Raw genomic sequence first — 17,121 nt, forward strand, 5'->3', positions numbered from 1 at the left:
ACGCCGCGCGCGCCATCGACGCATCGGGCCGACGCATCGATTACCGTCTGTCACAACCCGGCAAAACTGCCCTTCGACAATGCGTGTCACCGGGATCCCGCTCGTTTCCGGCCTACGCCCCCGACGCGCTCGCGCACGGCCGGGCAGTTCCTCATCTCGCGTGTCATTCAACGAAAATACGATCATGTCGAACCAGGAAAACCTCCCCGCCGAGTCGAACGAGCCGGCCGCTTCCGTATCGCGTCGCGGCTTCCTGAAACTGGCCGGCGTTTCCGGCCTCGCCACCGCCGCGGGCGGGCTCGCGGCCGCCCGCGCCGCCGCGTCGAACCCGGACGGCACGCCCGAGCAGGTGCACCTGACGTGGGGCAGCGACCCGACATCGGAAGTCGCGATCTCGTGGGCGTCGCTCGCACCGGCCGTCAATCCGCGCGCGCGGATCGTCGCCGACGGCGAACCGGCACGCACCGTGCACGGCGTGCAGCGCCTTTACACCGACGGCCTGAACGGCGAAACCGTGTTCACGTACCACGCACGCGTGCACGGCCTGAAGCCGAACACGCGCTACCGCTATGAACTGACGGCCGACAACGACAGCAACGCCGCGCAGCCGTTTGCCGCGACCTTCACGACCGCGCCGCGCGGGCGCGCGCCGTTCCGCTTCACGAGCTACGGCGACCTCGCGACGCCGAACGGCGCATGGGTGCTGTCGTCGCCGCAAAGCCGCTTCGCGGTGCAGGCCGTCGAGCAGTTCCAGCCGCTGTTCCACCTGCTGAACGGCGACCTCTGCTACGCGAACCTGAACCCCGCGCATCAGCCGGAGGTGTGGCGCGATTTCGGCAACAACAACCAGACGTCGGCCGCGAACCGCCCGTGGATGCCATGCCCCGGCAATCACGAGATCGAATTCAACAACGGCCCGCAGGGGCTCGACTCGTATCTCGCGCGCTACACGCTCCCGGAGAACGGCACGCGCTTTCCGGGCCGCTGGTACAGCTTCCGCGTGAGCTCGGTGCTGTTCATCTCGCTCGACGCCGACGACGTCGTCTACCAGGATGCGGCCGCATTCGTCGGCGGCCCGAATCCGCTCGTGCCGGCCGCGAGCACCGGCCGCGCGCCGATCGAACCGGGCACGTCGTTCTACGTACGCGGCTACAGCAACGGCGAGCAGACGCGCTGGCTCGAGCACACGCTGCGTCACGCGTCGCACGACGACGACATCGACTGGATCGTCGTGCAGATGCACCAGGACGCGCTGAGTTCGTCGAAGACGGGCAACGGGTCGGACAAGGGCATTCGCGAGGCATGGCTGCCGCTGTTCGACCGCTATGGCGTCGACCTCGTGCTGTGCGGTCACGATCACGACTACGAGCGCAGCTACCCGGTGCGCGGCTGCAATCACCGCGCGGGCGTCGATGCCTCGACCGGCGAAGTCGTCGAGACGCTGCAGCCGCGTCCGGTCGGGTCGACCGATCCGAACAGCACGACGTTCGACACGAGCCACGGCACGATCCACCTGATTCTCGGCGGCGGCGGCACCAGTGCGCCGCTCGACGTGTACGGAGAAAACCCGGCGACCGGCTTTGCACAGGCCAAGGTCTTCACGAAGCCGAACCGGCCGGTGCCGGGCACCGCGCCGAACACGTTCGTGCGCAAGCCGGCCGACGCGCTCGAGGATGCGATCTGGTCCGCACGCCGCGATACGGGCACGGGCTACGGGATCGCCGTGTTCGACCACGATCCGGGCCAGCCGGGCGGCCACACGACGATCACGATGCGCTATTACCACGCGCCGGGCGCGGATCAGCACCCGACCGCGCAGTACGAGCTGTTCGAGACGATCGAGCTGAGCAAGAAGCGCCGCGAGCGCTGAAGTGACGGCCGCCCGCGGCGCGCGATCGCGCGGCGGGCGGTCGAGGTTGGGTGCGGCTCGTGCGGGACATCGCGCGCAACGCGCGCCGTCCGCTTACCGGTATGGCGAATGGGCGGTGGCCTGCCTCACGCGGATCGGCTGCATCCGTTCGCCATCCGAAGGTTGCGTGCGCATCGGTACGTCCATCGCGTCCGCAAGCCGTTCAACCGGCTAGCGGCGCGATTCCAGCGCGATACGCACGGCCAGTCCGGCCAGCACGGTCCCCATCAACCAGCGCTGCACGCGTGCCCAGACCGGCCGACCGGCAAGAAACGCCGCGATCGCACCGGCCATGCTCGCGATCAGCGCGTTGACGCTGACGCTGACCGCGATCTGCACGCAGCCCAGTGCCAGCGATTGCGCGAGCACGCTGCCGTGCCCCGGCGAAATGAACTGCGGCAGCAGCGACAGATACATCACGGCGATCTTCGGGTTCGCGAGGTTGGTGACGAAGCCCATCGTGAAGAGCCGCGCGCCGCTGTCGTGCGGCAATTGCCGGACCTGAAACGCCGAGCGCCCACCCGGCTTGAGCGCCTGCCACGCGAGATACGACAGGTACAGCGCACCGGAGAAACGCAGCGCGTCATACGCGTACGGCACGGTCAGCACCAGCGCGGTGATGCCGAATGCCGCGCAGAACATGTAGAACACGAACCCCAGCGCGACGCCGCCGAGCGACACCAGCCCCGCGCGGCGGCCCTGGCAGATCGAGCGCGAGATCAGGTAGATCATGTTCGGGCCGGGCGTCAGGACCATGCCGAGCGACACGAGTCCGAAAGCGATCAGGGTGGGCAAGGCCGGCACGGCGGTCTCCTTCGAGGCAGTGAGGTCAGGGCAAGTGACCCACAATGTATTGCATGTCAACAGCTGCCGGCATGAATAAACTGCAAGTCGCCCATGAGCGCTCTTCATCGCCTCATCGCGCCGCCGATGCGCTACCTTCCCTTTTTCGTGCGCGCCTGAATCGCCTTTCCCGCCTTCGCGCGCTGGGCGTCGACCAGCTTCACGAAGGCGTCTGCGACCGCGTTGCCGGTCGCATTCCACGACAGCCGCACGGAACGGTGCAGCCTGGGCGACAGCGCCAGCACCTGGCCGCCGAACCGGGTGTAGGTGAGCGTGATGCGCGGGACGATCGACACGCCCATTCCCGCCTCCGCCATCGACAGGATGGTCCGCATCTCGACCACGTTGAACGCGGCGCGAAGCGACGCACCGTTGCGCGCGAAGTAGTCCGCGATGAGCGGCCCGCACCCCGCCTTCGAGAAAATGAACGGCATCGCGGACAACCGTTTCGCGGATATGCTCTTGCGGCCGTCGAACATGCCGTCCGCCGCCACCGCGACGAAATCCTCGTCGAGCAGCGGCAGATTGTTCGCAAAGGTCTTCGTGCCCGCGACCACGCCGACGTCGGCGGTGCCGTCATCGAGCCATCCTTCGACCTCCGCGTCCGTGCCTTCGAGCAGTACCGCCGTCACGCCCTCATGCGCCGCCTTCAACGCCTCGAGCGCGGGCACGACGAATGCGAGCGAAACACTCGGCAGCGACGCGACCACCAGACGCCCTTCGAGCTTGCCGCGCGACAGGCCGAACTGCTGGCGCAGCGTCCGTGCCTCGCGAACCACGTTCTGCACGTACGGCCACAGGCGTTCGCCGGCGGCAGTCAGGACGACCGGCTGCCGGTCGCGCAACAGCAGCTTGACCTCGGTGATGTCCTCCAGTTCGGTCAACGCATGACTGATCGCGGATTGACTGCGACTGAGCCGCTCGGCCGCGGCCGTCAGCGAGCCGAGTTCGACCACGGCCGCCAGGGCCTGCAACTGCGCAAGCGTCATTTCGCCTCCTTGTTTCGGTCCATGTATTTTTCACATGATAGAGCCGTGCATCATGAATTGCATCGAATCGCCTCAACGACATTCGACGAACGCGCGCCCTCGACCACGCCCGATGCCCCGCGCCGCGCTCGGGTAAGATTCAGCCTCGAAACGTGTCGAATGCCGACGGCGGACGATGCACCGGGGCGACTGGTTCGACCCAAAACCATACAACGGCGTGCGCGATCGCACGCACCGGCAACGGGTGCCGTCGACCGTCCCGCCGCCGCTCATGTCCCGACCTGCTCCCGATGACTCATCTCGATCTGACTGAAGGTGTATTGGTGTCCAGCCTGCACGGGCTCGCGCTGCTCGACCTGATCGGCATCGCCGTCGCGCTGCTGCTCGGCGGGATGGTCAAGGGAATCACGGGCATCGGCGTTCCGCTGGTGGCGATGCCGATCCTGAGCCAGTTCCTGCCGATCCGTCACGCGGTGCTGCTGCTGTCGATGCCGATCATCCTCGGCAACATCCCGCAGGCGCTGGAAGGCGGCGAGGTACTGGCGACCGCGCGCAAGATCGCCGCACCGATCGCCGGCACCGTGCTCGGCAACGTCGTCGGCGTCGCGATTCTCCTGTCGCTGAACGCGGGCCACGCACAGGCCGCATCGGGCGCGCTGCTGATCGTCGCCGCGGCGCTGATGCTGAGCGCGCCGAAACTGAACCTGCCCGAGGCATGGCAAAAGCCGGTCGGGTTCGTGCTCGGGTTCGGCGCGGCGCTGATGGAGAGCATCGCGTCGGTGCCGGGGCCGCTGCTCGCCATCTACCTGATTTCATCCGGCGCGACCGGCCGAGCGTTCACGAAGCAGATCGCGATCATCCTCGTGGTGTCGATCGTCACGCTGATCACGACGTTCAGCGGCGCCGCGCACGCGAGCGCCGCCGACCTCGCGATTTCCGCCGCGGCGAGCCTGCCCGCCATTGCCGGGATGTGGCTCGTGCGGCCGCTGCGGGACAAGATGTCGCCGCGTGTATTCCGGATGGTCGTCCTGCTGTTCGTGCTCGTGGCCGCGTCCCAGATGATCTGGAAGTCGGGCGTCTTCCGGCACGCAGCCTCGCCCGTCGCACCGGTCGACAGCCCGCACGCGAACGCGAAATGACGTCGGCCGCCCGCCGGCCCGGTCACGGTCCGCGCCCCCCTTCGGCCCCGATCCCCAAGACGCGTTAGACTGTCCCGATGGAACAATGCCGTTATTGCCAGAGAATCCGCGATGAATGGGATTGCCACGGGGACGAATGCCGCCGGGCAATCGCGAAGGCCCTGCGCCGGCAGCGCGCGGGCCTGCCGATGGTGCCCGATCGCATCCGCAACGAGCTGCCGTCCGGCGCGCCGACCCAGCAGGTGATCGCCGTCCTGTCGCGCCAGCGCCTGCGGGCCCGCCGCGGCAACGAGGAACGCCGCGAGCGCAAGGAAATCGACGACGCCGACGGCGTCTGATCGCGCAACATCCCCGTTCCCGCCCCGACGGCCGGCGCCGCGCCGCGCCGCCGGGAGCTCGTCCGTGCACCGTGCCCTCGTATCTCCCGCCCGCCATCGGTTTGCCATTCCCGCAACGCCGGACGGGGACGGATCGAATTTCCGCAGCGATTATTACCTCGGCCGCAACGATCTTTCGTCGGAATCCACGTTTACCCTGAATCGGCTGACGCCTACGATGTAATCAATCGCTTACGACATGGTGTCGCCGGCGAACTCAATAGAACATCGGAGGTCATCATGAAATCGCTCGTTTCCGCAGTCGTTGCCGCTGTTGCCCTGTCCGCTTCGTTCGGCGCATTCGCCCAAAGCACCGTGACCCGCGCACAAGTGCGCAACGAACTCGTCCAGCTCGAAAGCGCCGGCTACAAGCCGAGCCAGTCGAGCCCGTACTACCCGGCCGACATCCAGGCCGCGCAAGCGCGCGTGCACGCCGCCGACGCCAGCGGCTACGGCGCGCAACCGGCCCCGGTCGTCCAGGGCGGCGCACCGGCAGTCAAGGTGCAGAACGCGCGCGACTCGGTCTACTTCGGCCACTAAGCCCGCCGCTGCGCGCATCGCGCAGTCCGCCCGGTTCCGACGAGCCCGTCCCGTGACGGGCTCGTCGCGTTTGCGCGGCACGCAGGGCCGACCCGCCGTCAGCCGCTGCCGCCCGCCGCCACGCGGGCGCCCGCATCCGCGCCGATGCCGCCGCCCAGCAATTCCTGGTAACGCACGTACGCGCATTGCGCGGACGCCTTCGCCGCATACATCGCCGCGTCGGCCTTGACCAGCAACTCCTCGGCCGACGCGCCATCGGCCGGATATTCGCTGACGCCGATGCTCGCGCCCACGGCCAGGTGACGTTCGCCGAACTCCAGCTCCTCGGCCATCACGATCTGGATACGCGACGCGATATCGCCGATCACCTCGGGCGATCGCACGTCCGAAATCAGCACGATGAATTCGTCGCCGCCGAGCCGCGCGGCCATGTCGCCGCTACGCAGCACGAGGCTCAGCCGTTTCGCGACCGCGACGAGCGTGCGATCGCCGGCCGCGTGCCCGTGCTGGTCGTTGATCTGCTTGAAGCGGTCGAGATCGACGAACATCACCGCCAGCCCCTCGCGCACCGCCGCCGCATGCCGGATCGCGGCCTCGAGATGCTCCATGAACAACAGGCGGTTCGGCAGCCCGGTCAACGGATCGTGGCCGGCCAGGTGCGTGAGCTCCAGTTGCTTCGCGCGCAGCATCGCGACCTGCGTGCGGATCTCGACGCGCATGCTGTCGAAACAGCGCGCCAGCACGCCGATCTCGTCGGCCCGCGCAACGGGCAATCGCTCGGCGGCCGGATCGTCGAACACGTGGGTCGCCGCGCGCGCGAGCATCTGCAACGGACGCGTGATCGCGCGCGCGAACAGGATCGCGAGAATCACCGCCGCCAGGCTCATCAGGAACACCATCCGGATGATCCGTTCGCCGAGCATCCCGGCCGGCGCCAGCACGTCCGTGAGCGGACGCGCCATGCCGAGGACAACGAAGCGGTTGCCCTCGTTGTTGCCGAACGGCGTGCGCACGAACGCGAGCATCTCGCCCGGTACGTCGTCGGGCTGCGCGAGACCGTTGAGCGTCACGTTCGTGCGCGTCCCGGCGAACAGCAGCCGCGTGCCGGGAAAGCGGTCCTGCATCAGCACGCGCCGGCCGCGATCGAAGCCGAAGGTCTGCGACGGATCGGGATGCACGAGGAAGTCGCCCCACTCGTTCGCGAGGAACACCGCGTAGTCCTGCGGCAGGTCGCGCTCGAGCCGATCGAACATGCGCGACAGCTCGACGTCGACGACCAGCGCGCCGACCACCACGTCGGCCTGGTCGACGACCGGCGTGCCCACGCGCAGGATCGGCAGCCCTTCGGCCGCATGCGCGCCGGTCTCGTGATTGATCACGATCGGCGACAGGTAGATATGACCGGGCGCCGTCGCGAGCGTATCGAATACATAGGAAAACTGTCCTTTCTCCTGGAATGCACTCTCCGGCAGCACGACGATGCCGCGCGCGTCGCGATCGACACGAATCCGCTCGAGCCCGAAATCGCCGCGCGCGATCAGCCGGATCTGCAGATACTCGGGATGGTTCTTCATGAAGCTGACATACACCTGCTCGAGCCGCGAGCGCGGCGCAGGATCGGTGCCCTCGCCGCTCGCGACGCTCGCCGCGGACGGCAATTGCGCGAGCACGAGCGCATCGTCGGCCACGTCGGACAGCGCGGTCGTGAAGCGCTGTCCGAGCAATTGCGTCGACATCAGCAGGTTGTGCTGTGCTTCCTGCACGAGCATCGTCCGGTTCGCGCGGTAGGTGGAGTAGCCGGTCGTGCCGGACGCGATCACGCCGATGCACGCGAACAGCACCGACAGCTTCGACGTGAGCCCGAGCCTGATCATTTGTCGAACCGCTCCGGTCGGTCGCCCGACACGATGCGGCTCCACAGCGACTCGCGCCGCGCGATGTCCTCGACCGGCTGGATCCACACGAGGTGCTGGTTGCCGGACTCGAGACCGGGTGGCGGCTCGAGGGTATTCGCGAGCCCCTGGCGTTCGGTCAGCAGTGCGCCGATCGCCGGTTCGAGCATGTAGTTGATCCATGCGAACGCGAGCTCGCGATGCTCCGCGCCGCGCGTGACGCCCCAGCAGTCGAGCCACGCGAGCGCGCCTTCATCCGGAATCACGTAGCCGACGTCCGCACCGGCGCGACGCAGTTGTTCGACCTGCTGCGTGCCGTAGTTGCCGAACATCAGCGCCGCGTGATGCTGGACGAACAGCGCGGTCGCCTCTTCCGGAAGCGTGTAATACGTGAGCAGGTTGCGTCGCAGGTCGACCAGCTTGTGCGCAACGGCAAGCGTTTGCGCGGGCGACAGGTGAAAGGGGTCGGGGTAGCGGAGTGCGAGTGCGGTGAACGAAAAATTATGCTGCGCGCTGTTGAAGTCGAGCACCTTGCCGCGGTAGCGCGGATTCCACAGTTCCAGCATCGAGCGCGGCGCGGCGGGCACCTGCTTGCGATCGTAGATCAGTCCCATCGACGAATATGTGAACGGAATCGCATAGGTCGAGCCGTTGTGCACGAGTCCGCCGATCGTCGCGAGCTGCTGGAAATTCGGTTGTTGCCGCCGACGGTTGGGGACCTGTGACAGGTCGATCGGTATGAGCAGGCCGTCGCGCGCGTAGCGCTGGATCTCTGCCGTGTTGGCCGCGAGCACGTCGTACGGCGGCGGCGACGCGCTGTGCATTCGCGTCCACAACGCTTCGTCGGAATCGACGAACGTCACTTCGACGCGTACGTGGAATTGCGTCTCAAACGCATTGACGACATCGTTGTCCGCGTAGCCGGGCCATGCAAGGACGCGCAGGACGTTATCGTTGACGGTCTCGGGAGAAGCAGCGCACGCAGGCAGGCCCTGCAAGCCCAGCGTCAGGATGACAAACCACCGGCATACGGCCCGGCGCGCACGCCGACGCGCGCCGATTCCCCTGATCAATCGGTCCTCGCCCGCATTCCCCGTATGCATTCGACTGGCCTTTTTTAAGTCGATGCTTGAGCTTGCAACAAGACCACAAAAAATATCGCCGCGCAATTGGAACAAGCCGCACGCACACCGCGTCCGCGCGCGAAGAATCATCAGGTGAAAGGCATGACTCGACGCGTGCCGCTTCCGGTTGCAGCCACGCAGCACACGAGTGAACGCCGCGATCACGCGCGACGGATGCGCACGCATCGGCATCGCCACGACGGCGCGACCGGCCCCGGCCGTCGCACTTTTCTTTTCGGGCCGCTCGTCGGACAATGTCCCGCCCCCGCCGCGCGCGGCGCCGCACCGGCCCCCGCGCGGCGCACGCATGCTCCACCCGCGCACATGAAACGCTACGAAACCCTCGCCCATACGATCGCCGACGAAATCCGCAACGGCAACCTCGCGGTCGGCACGCGCCTGCCATCGCTGCGCCAGATCATCGCGCAGCATGGCGTGAGCCAGTCGACGGTGTTTCGCGCGTACTACCTGCTCGAACAGTGGGGGCTGATCCGCGCACGCGAACGCTCCGGCTATTACGTCGCGCCGGGCGCGGGCCCGGCGGCGCACCCGCCCGCGAAACACCGCGCAAGCCGCGCCGGCGCCACGCGCAAGGTCGACATCAGCGATCTCGTGTTCTCGGTGCTCGACGCCGCGACGCAACCCGGCATCGTGCCGCTCGGCTCCGCGTTCCCCGCGCCGCAGCTGTTTCCGCTGCCGCGCCTCGCGAAATCGCTCGCTCAGGCGACGCGGCTCGTCAGCCCGTGGAGCACGGTCGTCGACCTGCCGCCGGGCAACGAGGCGCTGCGCCAGCAGATCGCGCGGCGCTATCTGGCAACCGGCGTCGCGCAACCCGTCGACGAGATCGTCGTCACGAACGGCGCGCTGGAGGCGCTGAACCTGTGCCTGATGGCCGTCACGCGGCCCGGCGACGTCGTCGCGGTCGAATCGCCCGGCTTCTATGCGGCGCTGCAGGCGATCGAGCGGCTCGACCTGCGCGCGGTCGAGATTCCCGTCGATCCGCGCACGGGCCTCGATCTCGATGCGCTCGCGAACGCGCTCGACCGGCACGACATCCGCGCGTGCTGGTTCATGACCAATTTCCAGAATCCGACCGGTGTCACGCTGCCGCTCGACAAGAAGCGCGCGCTCGTGGAGATGCTTGCCGCGCGCGAGGTGCCGCTGATCGAGGACGACGTGTACGGCGAGCTGCATTTCGGCCCCGACTATCCGCTGCCCGCGCGCGCCTTCGACCGGCACGGTCTCGTGATGCACTGTAGTTCGTTCTCGAAGACGCTCGCGCCGGGCTACCGGATCGGCTGGGCCGCCGCCGGCCGGTTCGCGGAAAAAGTGCAGCGGCTCAAGCTGATGACCACGCTGTCGGCGAGCATCCCCGCACAAGCCGGCATCGCGAACTATCTGGAGCACGGCGGCTACGATCGTCATCTGCGCAAGCTGCGCGGCGCGCTGCAGACGCAGCTCGCCCGCATGGACGACGCGCTGCGGCGCTGGCTGCCGGACGGCGTCGAGTGGGTGCGGCCGGACGGCGGATATTTCCTGTGGCTGTCGTTTCCCGATGCGATCGACGCGATGGAACTGCATCGCCAGGCGATCGCGCGCGGCATCAGCTTCGCGCCGGGGCCGCTGTTCTCGGCCGCGCACGGCTTCGAGCGCTGCGTGCGCGTGAACTTCGGCCATCCGTGGAGCCGCGACATCGAACGCGCGATCCGCGTGCTTGGCGAACTGGTCGCCGAGCCCGCGGTACGCAAGGCCGGTTGAGCCCGCACGCAGGCGGCCGCCGGCGCATCGCTGATCTGCTGCGCCCTTTTCGTCCCGATCTGCTGCTTGTCCCGCCGCCCCGCGTTCCCTACGCTGTCTCCGGTTGCCCGACACCCGTCGCAACGTCCCCTTCCGAGCGGCGCGCGCCCTGCACCGCCGCTCCTCTCGCGTATCACGTCATGTACCGATATACCGATTTCGACCGGGCGCTCGTGCACAGCCGCGCCGCCCAGTTCCGCGACCAGCTCGAACGCTGGCAGCACGGCACGCTGAGCGAGGACGCGTTCCGGCCGTTGCGCCTGCAGAACGGCTGGTACGTGCAGCGCCACGCGCCGATGCTGCGCGTGGCCGTGCCGTACGGCGAACTGTCGAGCACGCAGCTTCGCGTGCTGGCCCGGATCGCACGCGACTACGACGTGCCCGACGATGCCACCTATCGCGCCGCCCGCGACGCGCAGGCGCTGCTCGGCACGCTGCGCCTGCCGATCCGCAACGCGCACTTCACGACCCGCACCAACGTGCAGTTCAACTGGATTTCCGCTCGCGAAGGCGGCCGACGTGATGGACCTGCTCGCGACCATCGACATGCACGGGATCCAGACGAGCGGTAATTGCATCCGCAACATTTCGTGCGACGAGCGCGCGGGCGTCGCGCCGGACGAGATCGCCGATCCGCGTCCGTTCGCCGAAGTGATGCGCCAGTGGACGACGCTGCATCCGGAATTCGCGTTCCTGCCGCGCAAGTTCAAGATCGCGATCACCGGCGCGGCCGAGGACCGTGCGGCAACCGACTGGCACGACGTCGGGCTGAAGCTCGTGCGCAACGACGCGGGCGAGCTCGGCTTTCGCGTGAGCGCCGGCGGCGGCATGGGCCGCACGCCGCTGATCGCGACGCCGCTGCGCACGTTCCTGCCGTGGCGGCACGTGATGAACTACATCGAGGCGATCGTCCGCGTCTACAACCGCTATGGACGGCGCGACAACAAGTACAAGGCACGCATCAAGATCCTCGTGAAGAGCGAGGGCCAGCGCTACATCGACGACGTCGAGGAAGAGTTTCGCCAGATCGTCGAGCATGACGGCGGCCCGCACACGATCCCGCAGGCTGAATTCGACCGCATCGCGGCATCGTTCGTGCCGCCGCGCATCGCGCCGCGTGCGCTCGACGTGCAGGATGCCGAAGCACGCATGGCCGCGCACGCCGGTCGCCATCCGGCCTTCGCGCGGTGGCTGGCGCGCAACGTCGCCGCGCACCGCGACCCGGCGCTGAGGATCGTCACGCTGTCGTTCAAGCGCCGCCTGCAGGCGCCCGGCGATGCGTCGCCCGAGCAGCTCGACGCGCTCGCCGAACTCGCCGACCGCTTCTCGGCCGGCGAAGCGCGCGTCACGCATGCGCAGAACGTGGTGCTGCCGTGGGTACACGTCGACGACCTGTTCCTGCTGTGGGAACACGCGCGCGCGATCGGTCTCGCCAGCGCGAACGTCGGACTCCTGACCGACATGATCGCGTGCCCGGGCGGCGATTTCTGCGCGCTCGCGAACGCGCGCTCGATTCCGATCGCCGACGCGATCGCCGAACGGTTCCAGGATCTCGACATGCTGCACGACGTCGGCGACATCGACCTGCACATCAGCGGCTGCATCAACTCGTGCGGCCACCATCACAGTGGGCACATCGGCATCCTCGGCGTCGACAAGGACGGAGCCGAGTGGTATCAGGTGACGCTCGGCGGCTCGGACGGTTCGAGCGCGAGCGGCCCCGCGCGGCCGGGCAAGGTGATCGGCCCTTCGTTCTCGGCGGACGAGATCGTCGATGTGGTGGACGCGCTCGTCAACGTCTATCTCGACTCGCGGCTCGACGCCGACGGCCGCGACGAACGATTCATCGACACGGTGCGCCGCATCGGCGTCGAGCCCTTCAAGGTTGCGGCAAACGACGCACGTCACCAGGCGGAGCACGCATGAACGCGACCGACCCAAACACCCACGCACGCATCCGGCTGCTGACACCGGCCGAACACGCCGACGACACGCACTCGCCCGACACGGCGACGCTCACGCCCCTGACGATCGGCAACGACGAGGAACTGGCGCCGCTCGCGGAGCGGATCGCGCAGGCCGCGCGCATCGACCTGCACTTCCCGTCCTTCACCGACGGCCGCGCATACAGCCAGGCGTATCTGCTGCGCAAGCGCTTCGGCTTCGCCGGCGACCTGCGCGCGACGGGCGACGTGCTGATCGACCAGTTGCTGCTGATGGAACGCACCGGGTTTTCGAGCGCGGTGCTCGGCGCCGATGCCGATCTCGCGGCCGCGCGCCGGCAGCTCGACCGGTTTCCCGGCTTCTATCAGCGCGACGCGAGAACGGTAGCGCCGCGGCAGGACGCGGCGACGCAGACGGCGCAATGAAAACGGGCGGCCCGCAGGCCGCCCGTCCGATGAACGACAACCGCGCCCGCCGCGAAGCGGGCGCCGGCGTTCAGCGCGCCGCCACCGCCTTGCCGAACGCGCCGAGGATCTTCTTTTCGAGCGCGATGTAGTCGTGGCCGAAGTGGTGGTCGCCGCCCGTCTTGATCACGTCGGCGCCGGTATTCGCGAGCGCCGGACACATCGTGTCCTTCTCTTCCGCGCCGTAGAAGCACTGCACGAGCTGCGGCGGCACCTTCGCGATTTCCGGCGCGACCTTCATCGCCTTGTCGCTCGCCGGCATGCCGAGCCAGCCCGTCACGCGGATCTGGAAGTCCGCCGCCGGCGCGAAGCCGAGCAGCGACATCACCGCGACCTTGTCGCGCAGGTCGGCCGGCAGCCGGTTGTATGCGAACGGCATCACGTCCGCGCCGAACGAGTAGCCGACCAGCGCCACGCGGTTCGCATGCCAGCGCGCCATGTACGTGCGCATCACGCGCGCCAGGTCGCGGCTCACCTGCGCGGGCGGCTTCTCGCTCCAGAAATAGCGCAGGCTGTCGATGCCGACGACCGACACGCCGTCACGCTGCAGCGCCTCGGCGATCGTCTTGTCGAGATCGCGCCAGCCACCGTCGCCCGAGATCACGATCGCGAGGCGGTCGCTGCCGCCCTTGGCCGGCAGCTCGACGAGCGGCAGGTCCGACACGTCGAGCTCGTCGCTGCTGCTGGTGTCGTGCAGGTGCGACGTGACGAGCGATACGAGCTTCGCGGTGTCGCCGGCCGCGGCCGTTTCGACGAAGCCCGGCATCGCGCGGCGCACGATCGTCGGATCGGGCGGGCACGGCTTGAAGCGCGCATCGAGCTTCGCCGCCGGCGCGACCGACACGACGCCGGCGATGGTGTTTTCCGGCGCCATCGACAGGATCTGCTTCGCGATCGCGCCGCCCTGGCCCACGCCCGCGACGATCGGCGTGTAATAGCGCGCCGATTGCGCGAGGCGTTCGAGCTGGTGGCTGACCGCCTCGGCGTCGCCGTCGAGGTGGTGACAGGTTTCCTGCTTCGCGGCGAGGTTCGCCGCATAGCGTTCCGAATCCACGCCGACGGTCATCGCGCCCGCTTTCGCGAGTGCATCGGCCGCCTGCTGGTCGGCGGCGCCCCAGCCCCGCTCACGCGAGAACAGCACGACGAAGCCGCGCAGCGGGCCGCCCGGCTTCGTCACGGTCACGGGACCGTAGCGGCCGCCCGATACGGTTTCCGGTTGCGCCGCGAGCGCGGCGCCGGCCAACATCATTCCCGCACAGGCGAGCGCCGCCTGCGCGATACCCTTCTTCAACATCATGAACGCCGACCTCCAGCCAGCAGGGACAGATCCGCGAGCGTGACGAACACGCCGACCGAGCCCGAGGCCGCGAGATAGCGCGGCTCCCAGTGCGGCTCGAACTTGCTCTTGAATGCACGCAAGCCACGGAAGTTGTAGAAGCGGCCGCCGAAGCGCCAGACCATCAGCCCGAACCGGTGCCACGGCGACGGCATCTTCGCCGCCCCCATCCCCGAGAACGGCGCGATGCCCAGGCTCAGCTTGCGGAACCCCGCTTCCTTCAGATGCAGCGCGAGCTGCGTAAACAAATACTCCATCGCATACGGCGACGCGTCCGGCAGATGACGCATCACGCCGACCGTCGCCTCGGTGTTGAGGTCGGTCGTCATGAACGTGACGAAGGCGATCGGCTTGTCGGCCTGACGCACGAGCATCACCGATTGCGTCGCGAGATAGCCGTCGTGGAATGCGGCCACCGAGAAACTCTTCTCGCGCGCGTCGCGGCTGTCGAGCCAGCCGTCGGAGATGTCGCGCAGCGACGGCAGCGCGGCCGGCACGTCGCACGGCGCGATCACCTCGACCGTCAGCGCGTCCTTGTCGCCGCGGCGCAGCGCATAGCGCAGGTGCGACCGGTTCGAACCCTTCAGGTCGAACCGGTCGAGCGCGATGTGGGCTTCCTCGCCGAGCTTCATCAGCGTGAGCCCGGCGTCGAGATACAGCGGCAGCGCGTTCGCGCGCACCTGGTAGAACGCCGCGCGGCCGCTGTGCGCGTGCGCCAGCGCGATGAACTTGCTGATCAGCGCCGGCCATTCCTCGCGCGGCCCGACCGGGTCGTGCAGCGCGGCCCACGTGCGGCCGTTTTTCGCATACATGAGGAACGCGCGGCGCGATTCGGAAAACAGGAACGACTTGTCGCCCATCAGCGCGAGGCCCGCATCGCTGCATTCCTGCGCGCGGATGATCTGCTCCGCGTCGACCAGGTCCTGCTCGGCAGGCTTCACGAAACGTCCGGGCGCCGGCCGCAGCAGCTGCCACAGCGCGAACATCGCGACGAACACGCCGGCCGCGAGCGTCGCGCGCAGCGCCCGCGGCGCGCGGGCGTCGAACGAGAAATGCGACCACAGATCGCGCGTGTAAGGCACGTCGCGGAACGCGAAGCACAGCACCCACACCGCGAGGATCAGCACCATCGTCACCGACACGAACCAGCTCACCGTGAAGCGCTCGGCGAGCAGCGACGAATGCCGGTTGAAGCGGCGGCGGCTGACGAGCAGCAGCACCAGCAGCGTGCCGAGCACGCCGGCCTCGACGAACGCGAGACCCTTCGCCAGCGACAGCGCGAGGCTCGCGAGCGTCAGCGCGAAGGTCATCCACCATGCACCGTCGAGCCGGCGCAGCAGCCCGCGCGCGACGAACAGCAACGCGACGCCCAGCACGCTGCAGATCACCTGCGAGCCTTCGAGCACCCACAGCGGGACGATGTTGCGCAGGATCGCGATCCGGTACCAGAACGCAGGCGTCGCGCTCGAAATCACCAGCATGCTGCCGACCGCGAAGGTCACCAGGCTCAGGAACAGCGGCGCCAGCTGCGACACGCGCGCGGCCTGCCGCGACACGAGCCGGCGGCGCAGCGCGCGGCCCTCGAAACCGGCCAGCAGGCCGGCCGACAATACGAGCGGCACGCCGAAGTAGATTGCGCGATAGGCGATCAGCGCGGCGACCATCGCATGCGCGGGCACTTCGCGGCCCAGCGTGAAGACCATCGCCGCTTCGAACACGCCGATCCCGCCCGGCGTATGGCCGATCATCCCGAGCAGCAGCGCGGCCGCGTATACGGTGATGAAGGTCGGGAGACCGACCGGCGCGGCCGGCAGCAGCACCCACAGCGTCAGGCCGGCGGCCACGACGTCGAGCACCGCATAGACGACCTGTGCGACGAGGTCGCGCCGCGCCGGCACGTCGAACGAGAGCCATTTGAAGCGCGTGACGACCGGGCGCGCGGTGTTGCCGCACATCATCGTCATCACGGCCAGCACGACGAGCAGCGCGGCGCCGCTCCACATGAGCACGCCGGGCGCGACATGCAGCATCGCGGCGAGCGTCTGCGGCACGCAGACCATGCCGACCGCCGTCATCAGCACCAGCGCGAGCGCGAGCGTGCCGCTCGTGAATACCGTCATGCGGCCGATCTGCGCGGGCGTGACGCCCGACACGCCATACACGCGCGCGCGCACGGCGCCGCCCGTCAGCGCGCCGAAGCCGGTCGCGTTGCCGAGCGCGGACCCGGCGATCGCGCCGATCCACAACGCGACGCGCGGCACCTTCGCGGCGACATAGCGCAGGCCGACCGCGTCGCGGGCGACGAGCGCGAGATAGCTGAGGGCCGTCGCGGCCAGCGACGCGCCCCACTCTTCGGCGGACATGTGACGCAACTCGCGGATCACCGACCGGTAGTCGACGGATTCCGACAGGTGCTGGAAAACCACGATCAGCAGCAGCCCGATGCCGAGCGCGAGCAGCGGCGACAGCACGCGTTCGTTGCGGATCAGCGCCCGGACACGGGCGATCACCGCCGCGGCGCGGCCGGGCGAACCAGGGTGGCGGGAAGACATAGGTTGTTCAGTGGCGGTGCATAGCGAGTCGCGGCGCGGGTTGGCCCGGCGGCGACATATCGGGTTGTTCTGCGTGGGCGGTCGGCCGAAGACGGAGGCAGGCGGCGCCTGGATCAGAACTTACGAGTATACGGAATTTATATTACAGAATCTTTCAAGTTCGGATTGTGCGGTTTTGTGGCACGCGAGGCGCATCAATACCGCATCAAAATCGT

General features: G+C 68.3%; 12 protein-coding genes and 1 pseudogene. 7 read left to right on the plus strand and 6 right to left on the minus strand.

Annotation, left to right across the window (positions count from 1 at the left end; translation table 11 throughout):
* The first annotated feature begins 184 nt into the window (after positions 1–184).
* The gene (locus ACV22V_RS07510) at positions 185–1,870 is read left to right on the plus strand and encodes a purple acid phosphatase family protein (RefSeq protein WP_321849935.1); all 1,686 of its coding nucleotides are present in this window, start codon (positions 185–187) and stop codon (positions 1,868–1,870) included.
* A 210-nt stretch (positions 1,871–2,080) separates the two neighbouring features.
* Here ACV22V_RS07510 and ACV22V_RS07515 read toward each other — a convergent pair whose 3' ends face one another.
* Together ACV22V_RS07515 and ACV22V_RS07520 are read right to left on the minus strand one after the other, a co-directional pair.
* Positions 2,081–2,713 carry a LysE family translocator gene (locus ACV22V_RS07515; RefSeq protein ID WP_059697716.1) on the minus strand — a complete coding sequence of 211 codons (633 nt, stop codon included), beginning with the start codon at positions 2,711–2,713 and terminating at the stop codon, positions 2,081–2,083.
* A gap of 131 nt (positions 2,714–2,844) precedes the next feature.
* Complete coding sequence (locus tag ACV22V_RS07520) at positions 2,845–3,741, minus strand: LysR family transcriptional regulator (protein ID WP_448013405.1); 897 nt, start codon at positions 3,739–3,741, stop codon at positions 2,845–2,847.
* 290 nt (positions 3,742–4,031) lie between these two features.
* Here ACV22V_RS07520 and ACV22V_RS07525 point away from each other — a divergent pair, with 290 nt between their 5' ends.
* From ACV22V_RS07525 to ACV22V_RS07535, 3 genes are all read left to right on the plus strand, one after another.
* Entirely contained in the window at positions 4,032–4,880 is an 849-nt protein-coding gene (locus ACV22V_RS07525; RefSeq protein WP_448013406.1) for a sulfite exporter TauE/SafE family protein, read from the plus strand.
* Positions 4,881–4,957: 77 nt separating this feature from the next.
* Positions 4,958–5,218 carry a hypothetical protein gene (locus ACV22V_RS07530; RefSeq protein WP_006760082.1) on the plus strand — a complete coding sequence of 87 codons (261 nt, stop codon included), beginning with the start codon at positions 4,958–4,960 and terminating at the stop codon, positions 5,216–5,218.
* Between the two features lie 279 nt (positions 5,219–5,497).
* Positions 5,498–5,797 (plus strand): DUF4148 domain-containing protein, encoded by a 300-nt coding sequence (locus ACV22V_RS07535; protein ID WP_059537592.1) that lies wholly within the window; start codon positions 5,498–5,500, stop codon positions 5,795–5,797.
* 98 nt (positions 5,798–5,895) lie between these two features.
* On the opposite strand, the gene ACV22V_RS07540 is transcribed toward ACV22V_RS07535, so the two are convergent.
* Positions 5,896–7,671, minus strand: a complete 1,776-nt coding sequence (locus ACV22V_RS07540; RefSeq protein ID WP_059537587.1) for a diguanylate cyclase domain-containing protein — start codon at positions 7,669–7,671, stop codon at positions 5,896–5,898.
* The gene (locus ACV22V_RS07545; protein ID WP_448013407.1) at positions 7,668–8,792 is read right to left on the minus strand and encodes an extracellular solute-binding protein; all 1,125 of its coding nucleotides are present in this window, start codon (positions 8,790–8,792) and stop codon (positions 7,668–7,670) included. Before ACV22V_RS07545 ends, ACV22V_RS07540 begins: the two co-directional genes overlap by 4 nt.
* A gap of 345 nt (positions 8,793–9,137) precedes the next feature.
* On the opposite strand from ACV22V_RS07545, the gene ACV22V_RS07550 reads away from it, so the two are divergent.
* The 3 genes and pseudogenes from ACV22V_RS07550 (at position 9,138) to ACV22V_RS07560 (ending at position 12,979) form a co-directional block, all read left to right on the plus strand.
* Positions 9,138–10,571, plus strand: coding sequence for an aminotransferase-like domain-containing protein (locus ACV22V_RS07550; RefSeq protein ID WP_448013408.1), 1,434 nt, complete (start codon positions 9,138–9,140; stop codon positions 10,569–10,571).
* Positions 10,572–10,750: 179 nt separating this feature from the next.
* Positions 10,751–12,536, plus strand: a pseudogene (locus ACV22V_RS07555) (nitrite/sulfite reductase).
* Positions 12,533–12,979, plus strand: coding sequence for a DUF934 domain-containing protein (locus ACV22V_RS07560; protein WP_448013409.1), 447 nt, complete (start codon positions 12,533–12,535; stop codon positions 12,977–12,979). The pseudogene ACV22V_RS07555 and the gene ACV22V_RS07560 overlap by 4 nt, the downstream one beginning before the upstream one ends.
* 70 nt (positions 12,980–13,049) lie before the next feature.
* On the opposite strand, the gene ACV22V_RS07565 is transcribed toward ACV22V_RS07560, so the two are convergent.
* Both ACV22V_RS07565 and mprF read right to left on the minus strand, forming a co-directional pair.
* Positions 13,050–14,315 carry a virulence factor family protein gene (locus ACV22V_RS07565; protein ID WP_448013410.1) on the minus strand — a complete coding sequence of 422 codons (1,266 nt, stop codon included), beginning with the start codon at positions 14,313–14,315 and terminating at the stop codon, positions 13,050–13,052.
* Entirely contained in the window at positions 14,312–16,906 is a 2,595-nt protein-coding gene (gene mprF, locus ACV22V_RS07570; RefSeq protein ID WP_448013411.1) for a bifunctional lysylphosphatidylglycerol flippase/synthetase MprF, read from the minus strand. Before mprF ends, ACV22V_RS07565 begins: the two co-directional genes overlap by 4 nt.
* Positions 16,907–17,121 lie beyond the last annotated feature (215 nt).

This window comes from Burkholderia sp. AW33-5 (assembly GCF_053427615.1).